Source organism: Acinetobacter sp. 25-47-122 (assembly GCF_056779695.1).
Window position 1 is genome coordinate 78,291 of record NZ_JBWYIJ010000011.1, and the last position, 16,463, is coordinate 94,753.

At 39.0% G+C, this 16,463-nt stretch carries 14 protein-coding genes; 4 read left to right on the forward strand and 10 right to left on the reverse strand.

All coding sequences use genetic code 11. From position 1 onward, the window contains the following. Nucleotides 1–44 precede the first annotated feature (44 nt). From AC1M9P_RS11385 to AC1M9P_RS11400, 4 genes are read right to left on the reverse strand one after another with little or no spacing between them, the layout of a single operon-like run. Complete coding sequence (locus AC1M9P_RS11385) at nt 45–569, reverse strand: flavin reductase family protein (protein ID WP_035266396.1); 525 nt, start codon at nt 567–569, stop codon at nt 45–47. A 19-nt stretch (nt 570–588) separates the two neighbouring features. Further along, nucleotides 589–1,827, reverse strand: a complete 1,239-nt coding sequence (locus AC1M9P_RS11390) for a styrene monooxygenase/indole monooxygenase family protein (protein WP_481587663.1) — start codon at nt 1,825–1,827, stop codon at nt 589–591. 21 nt (nt 1,828–1,848) lie between these two features. After that, nucleotides 1,849–2,634: an SDR family oxidoreductase gene (locus AC1M9P_RS11395; protein WP_481587664.1), complete on the reverse strand. Its 786-nt coding sequence runs from the start codon at nt 2,632–2,634 to the stop codon at nt 1,849–1,851. 22 nt (nt 2,635–2,656) lie between these two features. Further along, nucleotides 2,657–3,907 carry a dienelactone hydrolase family protein gene (locus AC1M9P_RS11400; RefSeq protein WP_481587665.1) on the reverse strand — a complete coding sequence of 417 codons (1,251 nt, stop codon included), beginning with the start codon at nt 3,905–3,907 and terminating at the stop codon, nt 2,657–2,659. A 298-nt stretch (nt 3,908–4,205) separates the two neighbouring features. Here AC1M9P_RS11400 and mutS point away from each other — a divergent pair, with 298 nt between their 5' ends. The 4 genes from mutS (at nt 4,206) to AC1M9P_RS11420 (ending at nt 9,069) form a co-directional block, all read left to right on the forward strand. Then, nucleotides 4,206–6,857, forward strand: a complete 2,652-nt coding sequence (mutS, locus tag AC1M9P_RS11405; RefSeq protein WP_481587666.1) for a DNA mismatch repair protein MutS — start codon at nt 4,206–4,208, stop codon at nt 6,855–6,857. Between the two features lie 236 nt (nt 6,858–7,093). Then, the gene (gene fdxA, locus AC1M9P_RS11410) at nt 7,094–7,417 is read left to right on the forward strand and encodes a ferredoxin FdxA (protein WP_035266386.1); all 324 of its coding nucleotides are present in this window, start codon (nt 7,094–7,096) and stop codon (nt 7,415–7,417) included. Between the two features lie 131 nt (nt 7,418–7,548). Beyond that, nucleotides 7,549–8,268 (forward strand): peptidase M15, encoded by a 720-nt coding sequence (locus AC1M9P_RS11415; RefSeq protein WP_481587667.1) that lies wholly within the window; start codon nt 7,549–7,551, stop codon nt 8,266–8,268. A 135-nt stretch (nt 8,269–8,403) separates the two neighbouring features. Next, on the forward strand, nt 8,404–9,069 hold the full coding sequence (locus tag AC1M9P_RS11420) for an O-methyltransferase (protein ID WP_035266381.1): 666 nt from the start codon (nt 8,404–8,406) through the stop codon (nt 9,067–9,069). A 279-nt stretch (nt 9,070–9,348) separates the two neighbouring features. Here AC1M9P_RS11420 and AC1M9P_RS11425 read toward each other — a convergent pair whose 3' ends face one another. The 6 genes from AC1M9P_RS11425 to AC1M9P_RS11450 all read right to left on the reverse strand — a co-directional run bounded on the left by AC1M9P_RS11425 (nt 9,349) and on the right by AC1M9P_RS11450 (nt 16,340). Next, complete coding sequence (locus AC1M9P_RS11425) at nt 9,349–10,191, reverse strand: universal stress protein (protein WP_035266378.1); 843 nt, start codon at nt 10,189–10,191, stop codon at nt 9,349–9,351. A 110-nt stretch (nt 10,192–10,301) separates the two neighbouring features. Beyond that, nucleotides 10,302–10,919, reverse strand: a complete 618-nt coding sequence (locus AC1M9P_RS11430; protein ID WP_092767727.1) for a DapH/DapD/GlmU-related protein — start codon at nt 10,917–10,919, stop codon at nt 10,302–10,304. Beyond that, complete coding sequence (locus AC1M9P_RS11435; protein WP_481587668.1) at nt 10,906–11,508, reverse strand: IMPACT family protein; 603 nt, start codon at nt 11,506–11,508, stop codon at nt 10,906–10,908. Before AC1M9P_RS11435 ends, AC1M9P_RS11430 begins: the two co-directional genes overlap by 14 nt. Nucleotides 11,509–11,617: 109 nt before the next feature. Beyond that, the gene (locus tag AC1M9P_RS11440; protein ID WP_035266373.1) at nt 11,618–12,805 is read right to left on the reverse strand and encodes an HlyD family type I secretion periplasmic adaptor subunit; all 1,188 of its coding nucleotides are present in this window, start codon (nt 12,803–12,805) and stop codon (nt 11,618–11,620) included. Beyond that, complete coding sequence (locus AC1M9P_RS11445) at nt 12,802–14,937, reverse strand: type I secretion system permease/ATPase (protein WP_481587669.1); 2,136 nt, start codon at nt 14,935–14,937, stop codon at nt 12,802–12,804. The genes AC1M9P_RS11440 and AC1M9P_RS11445 overlap by 4 nt, the downstream gene beginning before the upstream one ends. Then, nucleotides 14,934–16,340, reverse strand: coding sequence for a TolC family outer membrane protein (locus AC1M9P_RS11450; RefSeq protein WP_481587693.1), 1,407 nt, complete (start codon nt 16,338–16,340; stop codon nt 14,934–14,936). Before AC1M9P_RS11450 ends, AC1M9P_RS11445 begins: the two co-directional genes overlap by 4 nt. Nucleotides 16,341–16,463 lie beyond the last annotated feature (123 nt).

Genomic DNA, 16,463 nt, shown 5'->3' on the forward strand with positions numbered 1-16,463 from the left:
CCATAAAAAACCACGATTATTCATCGTGGTTTTTAAAGCAATGATTAAAGGTCTGGATGGCTCGCTGCAATTTGGTAACGACCAGCATGAAACACTAAGGGCTCACCAGCAGTTTGTTGATATTTTTGAATTTCACCGATAAAAATTAAGTGATCGCCACCTTCGTATTGCTGTACATTTTTACAGACAAGTGTAGCAAGTGCTTCGTTCAGTAATGGAACACCTGTATCACATTCACCATGATCAACTGTGGCAAACTTATCTTGTGCACCACGGGCAAAATGGGTAGAAAGCTGATGCTGCTCCTTCGTTAACATATGAATTGCAAAGTGCTCAGCTGCAACAAAATCGGGCAAACTTGGTGCTGTTTTCGACAAGCTCCACAATACCAGCGGTGGATCTAATGACAACGAAGAAAATGAATTGGCTGTCATACCCACTTTTCGTCCATCCGTTCCACGTGTGGTGATTACGGTAACACCTGTGGCAAACTGACCAAGAAGATTACGAATCTCGCGAGGATTACTGATGTCAATCTCTTGCAGATTAATTTTATCTAATACATCCATTTTTAACACCTCAGTTCCATCAAGCCACTTGAGAAACTTGATCTGTTTCTAATAATTCTTTCGCTGCGTTTTCGTCAAACCACCACGGTGAAAAGTTACGTGGATCATCAAAATTATTAACGATCTGAGAAGCTAAATTGTGATTTTGAGAGGCTGCACCTAGTAGCTCAACAACATGAGGTTGAGGTGGAACCAATAAACTATTTGTCCAGCTCACGACTTTTTCAGCATATGACCAATATTTCTCAAACGTTGACTCCATCCAATCTTCAGTAAACGCTTGATTACCGTGTGCTAAGATCGCATCGAAATAAACCTTGCTACACTTAGCTGCATTATTTGATCCTTGACCTGTGATTGGATCATTCACCACCAATGCATCTGCCATACCAAATATTTTTTTACCAGAAGCCAATGTCATGACAGGTTTACGTACTGTTGGCGGGAAACGTCCTGCTAAATATCCGCCATGATCTGTCAGCGTCACGTCTTGACAACGCTCATATTCCCACGGCAAATGTTGTTTCAGAATTTCTAAGCTTTTATTTAAATGTTCTTCTGGTGTTTTAACTTCAGCCCAGCAATCCATAGGACCATTAGGAATCCCTTCAAAAACCATAATGTCACATGGACCATTTACTGTAAGCGCAGGAAAACAAAAATACTCACCCACCCCAGGAATAATATTAAAGCTCACTCTCGAGTATGGCGAAATTGGCTTCATTCCATTCACATAAGTCAAAGCCAATGCACGCTGAGGTTTGTCAAAAGTGCTACGTTCTGCGTCACGTACAAACTCTTTAACCACTTCACCTTTACCCGCAGCCAAGAGCACTAATTCATACTCGTCAGCCAAATGTTCTAATTCGTTTAGACCGACGTCTTGGAGAACAAACTTGCCTCCACGGCGCTGAAACTCTTCAAGCCAATAAGGCATCTTGACACGTTGATCAACAGATTGAGCATAACGCTCTAATCGCGCACTCCATTTAAATGCTCTTTCACCACTTGCTGGATCAACCAAAGCAAAACTAATACCTTCTACCGCTGGACAATGCTCTTCCCAAAAATTTAATCCTAAATCACGCTCAGTCTGTAACGCAGTATGGAACATACATTGACTAGACATGACTTTACCTTGACGAATCTCATCAGGAGTTTTATTCGACAAAATCGTGATGTCATATCCCTTATCAAGCAGTCCTAATCCAAGTTGAAGTCCTGACTGACCTGCACCAACAATTGCAATTTTTCTCATCTTTATTCTCCAATATTTAATTTATTCTGCTAAACGTGGTATTGCGGGTTGATTCGTTTCAGGCCCCATGACTGAATACCCACCATCTACTGCATAGTCTGCGCCAGTCACAAAACTTGCAGCATCCGACAATAAGAATGTCACTACATTTGCCACTTCTGCCGGATTACCCAAACGTCCCAAGAGATGATAATCACTTGCTACAGCATCAGCTTTCGCACGATTTTGTCCACTCACTTCAGAAATCACTCTCGACCAAGTCCAACCTGGTGAAACTGAGTTGACACGGATACCATCTGGCGCAAAATCCATTGCCATCGATTTGGTCAGTTGTAAAATTGCCGCTTTAGAAACTGGATATAACCAACGTCCCGTTTGAGCACATTGCGCTGAAATCGAGGTGAAATTCACCACTGACCCTTTATTTTTTTGCAAATCTTCATATACGGCACGCGTTAGCTCAACAATAGACACCAAATTGATATCTAATGCTTTTAACCAATCTGACCTTGGTGATTTGAAGCCATCATCAAGATAGGTACATGCCAAGTTCACTAAATAACTGACTTCACCTAGATGATTTCTAATGCTATTCACCGCTTCCTGAATTGCGATGTCTGAAGTTAGATCAGTTTGTATAAACATCACTTCATAAGGATGTTGCGCAGCTATGGTTTTTCCGTAATCATCAATGTCTAAAATGGCAACTTTAGCCCCTAAATTCACGAGACTTTGAACCACAGCCTGTCCAATCAACGTTGATCCACCACTGACAATGGCAACTTTATCTTTAATATTTAATACCATTTTTTGCCCCATTTTTTTTTGATTATTCGATTGGCTTACCAACACTCGACTCCCAACTTGGCATCAAGCCATTTGAAGGAATATCTTCATCTAAAAGTTTTTTCGCTGTTTCTACACCTGCAACAGGCAATCCTTCTGGATTAAGTAGTCCGATTTGGACAAGTACAGAAGCTTGATCCCAATAAATATGTTCATGACAAAGTTTTGGACCTCTAAACTGAATGACCCCTAACATCGGAATTTCGACATATTTTCCAGTCGGTTTTACACCTGGTAATAACCAATCAATTTCAGTGTCGTGAGTGAAACTCATGATGAATTCATCCACAACCTGAGTAGATCCCACGGTTCTTGAAATTGAGGTGATTTTCATATCTTGAGGATTTTGATGTACAAAATGATATCGATAGAATCGTGCTAACTGGCTATATCCCACACCACCTGTCAATGTTGGAATGTGATTCACATATGGTTGAGCGACCATCGTTGCCATGGTTGCTGGTACATCGCGCGTGTCGAACTCATGTCTAATATGCTCTTCCCACAATGCAACTAAGTCATAGTGAGGGCCAACCGTTTCATGTAATGCTGTTACGGTACGTTCATGGGCAAATCGCGCCGATGGTTTGTGATAATGATCGCTGTTCGGTCGTGCAAATGCGTGATCAACACCTTCATAAACATAGGCATGAATGTGTTTAAATTGTGCGCATACTTCAGTGATTTGATTTCGCGCTTCAGCTGGACAGAATTGATCAAGTTCAGCCATGTGTAACACAAGCTTACCCTTCGCATTCGAGAGTTCATCGAGCGCTTTTTCAATGCCTACGCCGTAGTAAGCAACCGAACACGCTAAGTTATCAATACGGCATGCAGCCAAATATGCAAGTTTTCCACCAAGACAATATCCGACCACTGACTGACCCGTAGTCGTGTCACACGCATCTAAAGTCGTTAAAAAATCTAAACTTTCACGAATATCATTTACACCCTGATCTTCATCATATTGCTGATAAAGTTGAAAAGCTTTTTCAAAATCCTCAGGTGTATAACCTAGCTCAATGTTTGGTGCAGTACGCCAAAATAGATCAGGGACTAAAACGGTATAGCCTTCCTCTGCGAGAAAGTCAGCTTTTGCTCGCATCGCTGCATTAATACCAAATATTTCATGGCACAATACAATCCCTGGACCTTTCTTCGCTTCTGGGACTGCCAAATACCCTGAATAACGATTCCCCGATTTGGTAGTGATCTCAATCGTTTGACCTGTCATTTTTTCTTCCCTAAGACATCGAATATGATCTGATCATGAAAGGAAATGCGATAACAAACTGTCCAAAAGATGCGGAGACTATCCAGAGACTGCTGATTCTTTACACAAAGAATTTGCATAAATGGATATCGAATTTAATTATTCAATGAACGAAATTGAGTCGTTGGTTATAATATTGGTTCGACTCATTTTTCTTTTGCTAAAAATAGATCTTATAATCGATTTACGCACTTTTTCTCATGCTAAGCTTGAGCAGTACTTCTTCGTTTCAAAATTTAACTACAGGTTTTTTTCACACATGACTTTAGATCAATCCAATATCGATCTTTCAACATTGACGCCAATGATGCAGCAATACATGACGGTGAAATTACAGCACCCGCATTCGTTAATGTTCTATCGTATGGGTGATTTCTACGAGTTATTTTTTGACGATGCGCATAAAGCCGCCAAAATTTTAGGGATTACGTTAACCCACCGTGGTAAAGCGAATGGACAACCGATACCGATGGCTGGGGTTCCTTATCATGCAGCAGAAGGATACTTAGCGCGTTTAGTAAAAAAAGGTGAAACCGTTGTTATTTGTGAACAACTTGGGGAAGTCACTGGTAAAGGACCTGTCGAACGTGGTGTAGTCAGAATTATTACACCGGGGACATTGACAGACGACGCATTGCTGAATGCCCATCAGAGTTCAAATTTAGTATCCATCTGTATTAAATCTGATGAAATTGGTATCGCCCTATTAGATCTCAGTGCAGGTATTTTTAAAGTCCAACAACAAAGTTTTCAAGCTGAACAACTTCCTCTGGAACTTGCGCGTCTTATGCCAAGTGAAGTTTTGATTGATGAAGATTTCAAGTATCCAGAAGTGGTTGAACAGATTAAGCAAATTCTTGATTGTCCCGTTACAAAACGCCCAAATGTAGACTTCAATCTGAATAATGCGCAAAAAACTTTATGTGATCAATTTGCCGTAAGTACTTTATCTGGCTTTGGAATTGAACATCTTGAGTTAGCGAAAGCAGCCGCGGCAGCTTTAATTCATTATGCTAAAGATACCCAGAAAACAGCTTTGCCACATATTCGTTCAATTCGACTTGAACAAAGCTCCGATTTTATCGCTCTTGATCCTGTGACGCGACGAAATCTAGAGATCATTGATCCTTTGTTTGAGCATGGCACTTCATTATTTGATTTGACCAACCAATGTCAAACGGCTATGGGTAGCCGACTACTTAGTCGAACCTTAATGCAACCGATTCGTGATACTGCGTTGTTAGATCAGCGTTTAGATGCGATACAAACAATACTCTCTGGCTATCATGAATCTCCGATTCGTCTGGTATTAAAAGAAATCAGTGATATCGAACGCGTACTCAGCCGTGTGGCATTAGGAAGTGCGCGACCACGTGATTTAGTGCAACTACGTCAAGCCTGTGCTCAGATTCCGTATTTACGCCATGCATTAGCACCGATGACCTCAACACCGCAATCCGCTTTAATCAATCAATTGAATGAGGAATTGGGTGACTTTAATGGTTTACATCATCGCCTCATGTCAGCCATTGTGGAAAACCCACCTGTTCTACTCAGAGATGGTAATGTCATTGCAAATGGTTTTGATCATGAATTGGATGAACTTCGTCAAATACGCGATCATGCAGGACAATTTTTAATTGATTTAGAAATCAAAGAAAGAGAAACAACAGGTATAAACACACTAAAAATCGGTTATAACCGAGTGAGTGGCTACTATATTGAATTAACTAGAGCGCAAGCAGAACAAGCTCCTGCCCATTATATTCGTCGTCAAACATTAAAAAATGCTGAACGTTATATCACCCCTGAATTGAAGTCTTTCGAAGATAAAGTGCTTTCAAGCGAATCACGTGCATTGGCTCGTGAAAAACTTTTGTTTGAAATGTTATTGGATGAATTACGTCAAGATATCGCCAATCTTCAAATGATGGCGAGCGCTATTGCTCAACTGGATGTTCTTACAAACTTCGCACATCTATCAAGATTATATAATTGGAATCGTCCGGAATTTAGCCCTGAAATTGGAATACACATTCAAGCAGGACGCCATCCCGTTGTTGAATCACTGATTAAAACGCCTTACACCCCAAATGATACTTATCTAGATGTACAGCATCGTATGTCGATTATCACAGGCCCCAATATGGGTGGTAAATCCACATTCATGCGTCAGACGGCGTTAATTACGCTCTTAGCATATTGCGGTAGTTTCGTTCCAGCGAAATCTGCCAAATTGGGACCTATTGATCGGATCTTTACGCGTATCGGTTCAGCAGACGATCTTTCTTCTGGCAAATCTACATTTATGGTGGAAATGACGGAAACTTCTCAAATTTTACATCATGCCACTCAACAATCTTTGGTATTGATGGACGAAGTAGGTCGTGGCACAAGCACTTATGATGGTTTGTCATTAGCTTGGGCTTGTGTTCTTGATTTGACGCATCGCATTAAATGTTTATGTCTTTTTGCAACGCACTATTTTGAATTAACAGAATTAGACATGGATCCGTATATTGATAATTATCATGTCACTGCGCAAGAAGTGAATGGTCATCTCATCTTATTGCATAAGGTTCAAAAAGGTCCTGCAAGTCAAAGTCATGGTTTACAGGTCGCTAAACTAGCAGGTATTCCTCAAAACGTGATTAAAGAGGCTCAAGCTAAACTTAAAAAACTGGAGAAACTCCAACTGCAAACTCAACCTGTGCAAAAAGATCTGTTCTCTCAAGATTTATTTTCAAATAGTGAACCTGTAGAAAAAATTATTGAAGTTGAAAATGTGGTTGAAATTCATCAACCTTCTCAAGTTGAACAACTCCTTTCAGAAATTATTGTAGATGACTTAAGTCCAAGACAGGCTTTAGACCAACTCTACCAACTCAAACAATTACTCCAAAAATCTTAGTTCAAGCACACTCAATCAATAAGCCAGTCAACTGCTGGCTTTTTTTATTCATGATTTTTGAAATTCAGAGACAAAATGCCTAAGAATTTGGAAATCCAAGAGGTCTCATCATAAATATTACTGATTTAGTAGCATCCCCTATATTAAATATCAAGAAAAGGAATTGTTAGTTTCGTTCAATTTGCCTAAAATACAGCATTCGTTATTAGAACCATATTTTTTAGGTAGCTGACGCCATGACCTTTGTTGTCACTGAAAATTGTATTAAATGTAAGTATCAAGACTGTGTAGAAGTTTGCCCAGTTGACTGTTTCTATGAAGGTCCAAACTTTCTAGTCATTAATCCAGATGAGTGTATTGACTGCGCGTTATGTGAGCCTGAATGCCCTGCAAATGCCATTTTCTCGGAAGATGAACTACCTGAAGGTCAAGAAGTCTTTATCGAACTCAATGCTGAACTTGCAGAAAAATGGCCAAATATTACTCAGATTGGTGATCAGCCAGCTGACCGTGAAGAATGGAATGGCAAACCAAATAAATTGCAATATTTAGAAAAATAATCCAATGAGAGATCAGCTTCGGCTGATCTTTTTTATACCCAATTGGTACATTTATTTGCAATTTATACGCATTCTTGATAATCAATTAGCATAAAATAGAAACTTATTTGCTTTAGTAAAATTTATTTATAATGAAATTAATTTTGAAGGGCTTGTGCTCAATCAGTGCAATATCGTTGATATTGATTGGATGTACGTCCTCCCCTCAAAAAGGACGAACAATCGTCACCAATGATGGTCAACGCATATATATTCCACAAGAAAAAATAACCTATGAACGTCCAGCGCGACCAAAAGTCATGCCGAATTCTTATCGTGTTTGGCTGATGCAAGGAAATAACCAAGCTGAAGCACGAGAATATGAACAATACTTAGAACGTAATAATGTTGGCAATATTATCCCAAGTTTTGAACTCTTTAAATCAGCACGTGCTTGGCAGAAATGTGGTAAATCTGAATATATGGTTCCAAACCGTGAGCTATGGTCGAATCAGTTACCGACATTGAAAGTATTTAAATATCTCGTTGCAGCAAGGATTCTAACTGATTTTGAGGTTACATCTGTATATCGTGACCTTCCATTAAATCAATGTGCTGGTGGTGCAGGTTCGTCTCGACACTTGTATAACTCAGCCATTGATTTCAGAATTGGTCCTGAATTTCCTCAGGCTGAAGATTATGCCTTCATCGAAAATTCTAAATTTAAATTATGCCAATTTTGGCAAAATTATGGTCAAAGCTTAAATATGGGCTTAGGTTTGTATGCGACTGGTCAAATACATATTGATACTCAAGGTTACCGTACTTGGGGACCTGATCTGACTCGAAATACATCTTTATGCCATTATTAATTTTAGATGATCACATTTAATTAAGAGGTCTTTGACCTCTTTTTTTTGACTGATTTTTCAGCATCAAAGCATCAGAAATTTGCACATTCACTCGAAACGATTACAATGCACTGAACTCCCTAAAGGTACTCAGTTATGCAACAACAATGGTCAGATATTGATGCTTATATTGAATCTCATCTGATGCCAGAAGATCCAATTTTAACTCAGACTCTACAAAATACAGCTGATAAGGGTTTTCCTGACCATCTAGCAGTTGCTGCTAACCAAGGCATGTTATTACAAATGTTGATTCAAATGAATCAGTGTAAGCGTGTGTTAGAGCTTGGAACCTTTGCGGCTTATAGCACCATGTGGCTAGCAAGAGCTCTTCCTGAGGATGGATATATTCTCACGATCGAGGGTCGTGATACACATGCAGCACTCGGTCAAGAAAATATCGACAATGCGAAATTAAAGCAAACGGTTGAATTAAAAGTCGGTCGCGCTGCGGATATTCTCAAATCTTTACCTGAAAATTTTGAGCCATTTGACTTTATATTTATTGATGCTGATAAACAAAGTTACCCAGAGTATTTAGAACTATCACTTAAATTTTCACGCTCAGGTACCATTATTTTTTTAGATAATGTGATTCGCGCTGGTGATATTCTGGATGAAAAAAATGTCAAACCAAGCATCGAAGGTATTCGTGAAATGTACCGCCTTATGCAGAATCATCCTCGACTACTGTCGAGTACAGCCTTACAAACCGTCGGCAGTAAAGGACATGATGGTTTTGCACTGGCGATTGTCAAATAAATCTTAATACTAGTCATTAGTATCACCTAAAGGAGTATTCATCAATTTGAATACTCCTTTTTCTTGCACTAAAGCCCTGAAAAAGTTATCCCCGATTCCTGTTTGTATTCCTGTGGATAAAAATAAAATATTATGGCAAACACCTGATTTTCATACGTTTTAATCAAAAGATTATAAAATAATCAAACCATAAAACCCTATTATTCTAAAAATTTATCCACCTTCTACCAGTTAAGTTGACCGAATATTTATCAAGTAAAATTAATCAAAACTGATTGATCATTTAGCAACCAACAATGGAACGACTGAATTTCTAAATATATTGGTCGTAATACTGCCCAAGAAAAATTGTTTTACTTTACTGCGACTATAAGCGCCTAGCACAATTAATTGAATTTGATGTTGTTGCTGATAATCTAAAATATTCTCAGCGACATCTCCAAAACGATATTCAACAACCACATCCAATCCAGCTTCACGTAAATACTGAGCTGGGATATCAAGAATTTCAGGATGATCACCCACATAAAGCAAATGACACTGAAGTGTTCTTAATAAATCACTTTTAGCAACACGATGCATCATTTCTTTACAAGTCTGAGAATCTTCATAGGCGAAAATAAAACGTGTTGGTGGCTTAAAGGTTTCACCAACAGTTAAAACCGTACAACGAGCACCACGAATAAAATTCTCTACATTACTCCCTAAGCTTTTGTGTTTTTCCGCGGAGCGCTCACCTACTCGACCAATAATCGCAATATCATTTTCATTTAAAACATTGAAACTCTGTTCGAGGAAATCGCCTTTTTCTTGAATTTTTATCGGCGTAATACCATATTTTTCTTCAATCACTTCTGAAATATGTGAAAGAAGATTATTACTATAATCTAAAGCTAATTCACTTTGTTTTTGTTCTAATTCCGCGAGTTCTTTTAAGAGCATCGCATTACTTTCAAATCCAATCACACCACTAATTTCACCCAGATGATAACTTGCAGGATAGTAATCTAAAACCTGTAAAAGGACTAACTCACGTTTAGTTCGATCCGCAATCCAGGCTGCTGCTTCAGCTAAGGCATGAATACATGGGGATGAATCAATACACGCAATTACACGGTTCATGATTGCCTCACTTTGACATGATGTCTGATTGTTCTTTTCTTTAAACTATCATAGCTTTCGGGCAAATGAACATGGTTTATGTAATTTAATTCAATCTTTCGCGTTACGAATTATTCACGCATTCGTATAAATTGAGCTGGATTCCCTGCAACAACTTCTCTTGCCTGAATATCCTTAGTAACCATACTATTCATACCTACAATCACCTGTTCATGTATGGTCACGCCATCTTTAATGCCCACATGCGCCCCTAACCAAACATCACGATGAATCTCAATGCCTTTTGAGCGTACTGCTTGCTGGTAAATAGGTTGATCTAAACTCATGCCATGGTCAAATGCATAAAGATGACAATAAGCTGCGATCCGTACTTGGTCATGAATCTTAATCCCAACGCGTCCACCATCTAAAATACAATGATGATTAACGGCGACTTCAGACCCAATTTCTAAAGGACCATGCAAGGTACAATCCGCGGCAATAAAAGTATTATCTCCAATAATGATCTTCCGACCACGCTCAGCAAAAATATGGGCTAAAGGGGAAATGAAACAATTTTCTCCAATTTCAACAGTCTCCATGTCCATTAAATAGGCTTGATAATCTTTTTGCCAAGCTTCAGCCCATTCACGATGCTTTGCCTTGAGTGACCAATATAACCAAGGCATGTAATTCAAACGATGTTTATGCTGTTCTCGGTACTTGAGTAAAGGATCATGTTCCGTCACGTTCGACATCCTCTATATTCAATTGCTCACGTCCACGAGTCACATCTTGGATTTTCAGTTTAAACGGCTCAATTTCATGAATTTGCATACGTGCAGTAATCAACACCCCAGAGTCAACATATTCCTCAATATATTCAATTTTTTGTTGATTTAACTCATATTGAAAAATCGACCACTCATTAAATTGGCATTTAAAATTTACAGTTTTCTTTTCGATGAGTTCAATTTTTTCGACCTGTAATAAGCATTGCCCTGCTACACCTCCGTATGCTCGTACCAAGCCTCCAGTTCCGAGTTTGATACCACCATACCAGCGGTTTACCAATACAATAATATTAGTGAGCTCATTCCCTTCAATCGTTGCAAGTATAGGTCTTCCAGCTGTTCCTGAAGGTTCTCCATCATCATTAAAACGGACTTGCTGCCCAATTTTCCATGCCCAGCATTGATGGGTCGTCGAGGCATCAAAATACTGGTTTAAAAACTCTTTTACATCCTGTTCATTTTCCACAGGTGCGGTGATCGCCTGAAAACGGCTTTTCTTAATATCTTCTTCATAGATATAAGTCTGAGCAAGAGTAAATGGCATGGTAAATTACAACAATTGAACTCAAATACATTATGCGTGATTCAATCATATTAAAAAACCCAATCAAAAGATCATTGATTGGGTTTTAAACAGACTGAAAAAATAAAGATTATCGTTCGCGTAACGCTTCCTTCGCCTTATTGAATGGTTTCAACAGGTATTCAAGAATCGTTTTTTGACCTGTCTTAATATCAACCGTTGATACCATACCCGGCGTGATTGGGAAAGCTTGCCCAGCTTTGTTATAAAGTTTGTCTGAATCAGTACGAATATACACACGATAATAAAACTGATCTTGTTTAACTTCATCACGTAGCGTATCAGGAGAAATGACTGTTACCTCTCCTTTTAAGCCACCGTAAATTGAATAATCGTACGCAGTGATTTTAACTAAAGCTTCCTGTCCAGGATGAATAAATGCAATATCACGCGGTGAAATTCGCGCCTCAATTAAAAGTTGTTCATCCAATGGAACAATGGTCATCAACTTACCATTCTGAGGAATAACTCCACCCAAAGTCATCACATCAATTTCTTTCACTACACCGCGGACTGGTGCTTTAAAGATTGTACGATTCAGACTATCCGATTTACCTTTGATCACTTGTTGTTGAGTTTCGACATCCGTGCTCGCCTTAGATAATTCTTCACGTGCCTGAACATAGTACTGGTTACGAATATCGTTAATTTGGTTGGTCAATTCATTTGCTTGACGTTTTAAACGTAAAACTTCAACTTCACTCGCAGCACCTTTGGCAACAAGCGGTTCTGTCATTCTCAATTCTTGCTGAACTAACGTAAGTGCTTGCGTTAAGCCAGCAATGGATTCTTCCATATTGGCACGTCTAGAACGATAAAGCTGAGTTTCCTCAGCAACCAATTTTGGAATTTTTTGAACTGATTCTGGAAATACCAGTGGACCACCATTCACTTCCGCACGTAAACGCGCAGCTGTTGCTTGCGATGACAGTAGTAACGATTCTGATTCACCCACATTTGAAGCAAATCGTGTCGGATCAAGTTGAGCAAGGGTTTGCCCTTTTTCAACAATATCACCTTCTTTAACTTCAAGTTTGGTTAGAATCCCGCCCTCTAAAGATTGAATCACTTGTTCCTTAGAAGTTGGAACCACTTTACCTGTACCATTAGAAACTTCTTCAAGTTTGAAAATAGCTGCCCAAATAATGAGTGCAAGCAAACCCAGACCAATAATCCAAATCGTAATACTGACCTTCGGTAATGGTGGCTCTAACTGAGACACTTTTAATGAACGTTGTTGTTTTAATTCTTCGCTCATGATTTAGCCCCTGAATTTGCTTGTTGCTGGCCAGAATTATTTAAAATTTGATCACGTGGGCCATCCATAACGATACGACCATCATTCACCACAATAATACGATCCACTAACTCTAATACTGCACGGCGGTGGGTTGCCACAACCAATGTGCGATGTCCAAGCCAGTTCTTCATATGATCAATTAATTGTTTTTCAGATACATCATCAATCGCAGCTGTAGGTTCATCTAACAACAGAATATTTGGCTGACAAATGAGGAGTCTTGACAATAAAAGTGCCTGACGTTGTCCACCTGAGAAGCCGACACCACCTTCTAAAATAATATGATCCAATCCTTCTTTCTTTTCTTGAATGAAGTTAAGTGCACCGGTTACAGCAAGTGCTTTTAATAAATCATCATCGGTAGCTAAGGGTGCACCTAACGTTAAATTTTCTCTGACTGTACCAAAGAATAGGTGCGCATTTTGATTCAACAAACCTACGTCACGACGAACGTCCGATGGATCTAACAAGGTAATATCAATATTATCTAATTGAACCTTACCTTGAACTGCAGTTTGCATACCTGAAAGTAATTGAAGAATGGTCGATTTACCTGCACCGTTACGCCCAAGAATCGCAATTTTTTCACCTGGTTTAATTTCAAGTTTAGGAATAACGACACTTGGTTTAGGATCTTCTTCGCCGTATTTAAAGACCACACCATTTAATTCATAATGACCATCAAGTACTGATCGCTGAATCAATTGTGAACGCTCAGGATGGTCAACCTGTTTACTCATTAATTCATCAAGACTTTCTTTCGCTGTTTTAGCTTGCTGATAACGACCAAGAACACCTGTAACCTGTGCAATTGGCGCTAACATACGTGATGATAGAATCGAACATGCCACCAACGCACCGGTGGTCATTTCTCCATCCATTACCGCAAAACAACCCACCAATACTACAATTGCAAAGGTCAATCCCTGTAATTTTTGTGTCCAAAGATTCAATACGCCTACAATTTTACGTTGTTTCATGCTGATAGAAGCTGAAACATCATTCATGTGATTCCACTGATTTTGAAAGCGAGACTCTGCACGTAGCAGTTTAATATCTTCAATACCTTGAACAGCTTCAACGAGAATCGCATTTCGTATTGATGACTCACGCATACCCTCTTTAGCCAATTGCGCTAATTTTTTTTGCGCCAAAAGCCCTGGAATAATCATCAGCGGTACAACCACCAAAATTACCCAGAAAAGATTGCCACCAATAAGCCAAAAAATACCAAGAAACAGGAAGAAGAATGGTAAATCAGCAAAGGCGGTAATTGTTGTAGATGTTACAAGCTCACGCACACCTTCTAATTCACGAATTTGTGAAATAAACGTTCCCGTGGATTTAGATCGTTCACTATTTTTAATACGTAAAGCATGACCAAAGACCCGATCTGAGACTCTTAAATCCGCACGCTTACCAATCATATCTGAAAGAATTAATCGTGAGTATTTCAATGCGAATTCAAAGATTGCAGCAAGTAATACACCACCTGCCAGTACCCACAAGGTTGGAATAGATTGTGCTGGAATAACGCGGTCATACACATTCATCGAGAATACGATTGTCGCGAGTGCTAATACGTTTGCAAGCAATGATGCAAACATAATATCGATATAGCGTTTCCAATCGCGTAATACAATTTCCCAAAACCAATTTTTTTCGTACGGTTTAATGTATTCGTCAATACGCGCATCAGGTACTGAGGTTTCTGGTCTTAAAATATAGACTGAGTCGATGACATCTAACAATGTATCTACTGAAAATGTCTGTGCTAACCCTTCATCACCGCTCAGTTGAACACTTGCGTTACCTTGTGCATCTGCACGATCAATGACCCCAACTTGCCCATCTTTAAATCCGACCAATACCGGTAAACGCCACGGATTTAAAATATCGGGGCTAAAATCCACTTTACGGACATGCAAACCTACTTGGCGTGTCATAATTGCCAAGATGTCATCGACTGACTGGTTCTGATTCCAGTTTAGTTCTAAGCGAATACGTTCAGCAGAGGTTTCAATTCGATAATGACGTGCAACCGTCAGGACACCTTGTAACCATGGTTGATAATTTATTCTTGTATTCATGGTTTCAATTCTACCCCTTGAATGGTCAAATTATTAAGTTGATATACATCGCGGCTCTTACCAGAAGCGGCAATATATTGAACTAAGTTTTCATAAATATCATAACGTGCCGTTTCAATATCTGAATTTGAACGGTGAATCGCTTGTTCAGCATTTAAAAGATCAACAGCTGTACGAGTGCCAAGTTTATATTGTTCTTGATATAACTCTTTTGTTCTGACTGATGTCGCTTGTTGATCAATTAATACTTTCATTTGTCGCTGTTTATTTTCAACTTGTTCTTGAGCACGACGAATTTCATCAATTGTTTCTAAATAAACTGCATTTACTTTTGCTTTAGCAGCTTCTTCTGCAAACGATGCCGCACGACTGCGTGAACTAATTGCACCACCTTGGAAGAAAGTACTATTTGCTTCAAGCATAATAGAACTATCTGTTCCATCGTCTTGATTGTTATTCGGATTACGTCCGTTGACTGCTTGACTCAATGTACCTTTAACATTTAACGTAGGATAACGACTCAATTGAGTTTGTTTTTTTTCCAATTCTGCAACATCAACTTCAGCTTTGGCAGCCATCATTTTCGGAATTTCGTTAAACTTTGGCTCTGAATAAATATCTGAAGCCTTAATTAAACTCTCAGGTATCTCCCAGTTATATTTTGATATATCTGTTCCCATCAAAGTTCTAAGACGTTGTTTAAATACATTGAGCTGTGTTTCTTGCAGAATTAAATTTGATTGTGCAGATTCATAATATGATTGCGCTTGGATTGGATCGGCCTGACTGCTGATACCTGCCTCTGCACGTAAATTAGCAATTTCTCGGATTCGTGATATACCAGCAATTTGCTCACGTGCAATACGTGTAATTTCTTCATATCGCTTAATATTCACGATGGCAGAAGCCACTTCAAGAGCAATTTGGTCAATTGTGACAAGAACTTGAGCTTGGCTAAACTGCAACTTGGCTTCTTCTGTACTAACTAGTGATTTTTGTTTACCAAAGTCAAAAAGTAGTTGTGTCGCATTGACATTAAATAATTGACGCCCTCTTTCTCCTGAAGTCATATCTCCAGTTGAAACACCTGCACTCAACTGTGGGTAATAACCGGCTTTAGCAACATCAATAAATGCATTTTGTGATGCGAGTGAAGAAACACTTTGTGTCACTTCAGGATGTCTAGCTACTGCAATCTTAATCGCATCGTATAAGCTTAACGTTTGTTTATCAGCCGTACCATTCACAAGTGGCATCAAAGATACTGGAGCACTAGGCGAAGCTTGTGTCGTTATCACAGGCAATTGTTCGACCTGTTTAGGATCAAAGCTAAAATCACTCAGTTCATTTAACTTAACTTGTCTAAAGTCATCATCAGCTTTAGGTTTAAAAAACTGATCCATATTTGATTTTAATGCAGTTAAACTGAATTTTTTCTTTGCTTGAGGTTCAGCATTCACCGTATTGTATTTTTGTTCAGAGACGACTTGATCAGCTTTAGGCTTAATATTTACAACTGGCTTAAT

Coding starts and splice junctions, on each gene's coding strand:
- AC1M9P_RS11400 (WP_481587665.1), bottom strand. CDS start 3,907: ATGACAGGTCAAACGATTGAGATCACTACCAAATCGGGGAATCGTTAT.
- AC1M9P_RS11390 (WP_481587663.1), bottom strand. CDS start 1,827: ATGAGAAAAATTGCAATTGTTGGTGCAGGTCAGTCAGGACTTCAACTT.
- AC1M9P_RS11425 (WP_035266378.1), bottom strand. CDS start 10,191: ATGAACCGTGTAATTGCGTGTATTGATTCATCCCCATGTATTCATGCC.
- AC1M9P_RS11420 (WP_035266381.1), top strand. CDS start 8,404: ATGCAACAACAATGGTCAGATATTGATGCTTATATTGAATCTCATCTG.
- AC1M9P_RS11445 (WP_481587669.1), bottom strand. CDS start 14,937: ATGAATACAAGAATAAATTATCAACCATGGTTACAAGGTGTCCTGACG.
- AC1M9P_RS11395 (WP_481587664.1), bottom strand. CDS start 2,634: ATGGTATTAAATATTAAAGATAAAGTTGCCATTGTCAGTGGTGGATCA.
- AC1M9P_RS11415 (WP_481587667.1), top strand. CDS start 7,549: ATGAAATTAATTTTGAAGGGCTTGTGCTCAATCAGTGCAATATCGTTG.
- AC1M9P_RS11435 (WP_481587668.1), bottom strand. CDS start 11,508: ATGCCATTTACTCTTGCTCAGACTTATATCTATGAAGAAGATATTAAG.
- AC1M9P_RS11450 (WP_481587693.1), bottom strand. CDS start 16,340: ATGGATCAGTTTTTTAAACCTAAAGCTGATGATGACTTTAGACAAGTT.
- fdxA (WP_035266386.1), top strand. CDS start 7,094: ATGACCTTTGTTGTCACTGAAAATTGTATTAAATGTAAGTATCAAGAC.
- AC1M9P_RS11385 (WP_035266396.1), bottom strand. CDS start 569: ATGGATGTATTAGATAAAATTAATCTGCAAGAGATTGACATCAGTAAT.
- mutS (WP_481587666.1), top strand. CDS start 4,206: ATGACTTTAGATCAATCCAATATCGATCTTTCAACATTGACGCCAATG.
- AC1M9P_RS11440 (WP_035266373.1), bottom strand. CDS start 12,805: ATGAGCGAAGAATTAAAACAACAACGTTCATTAAAAGTGTCTCAGTTA.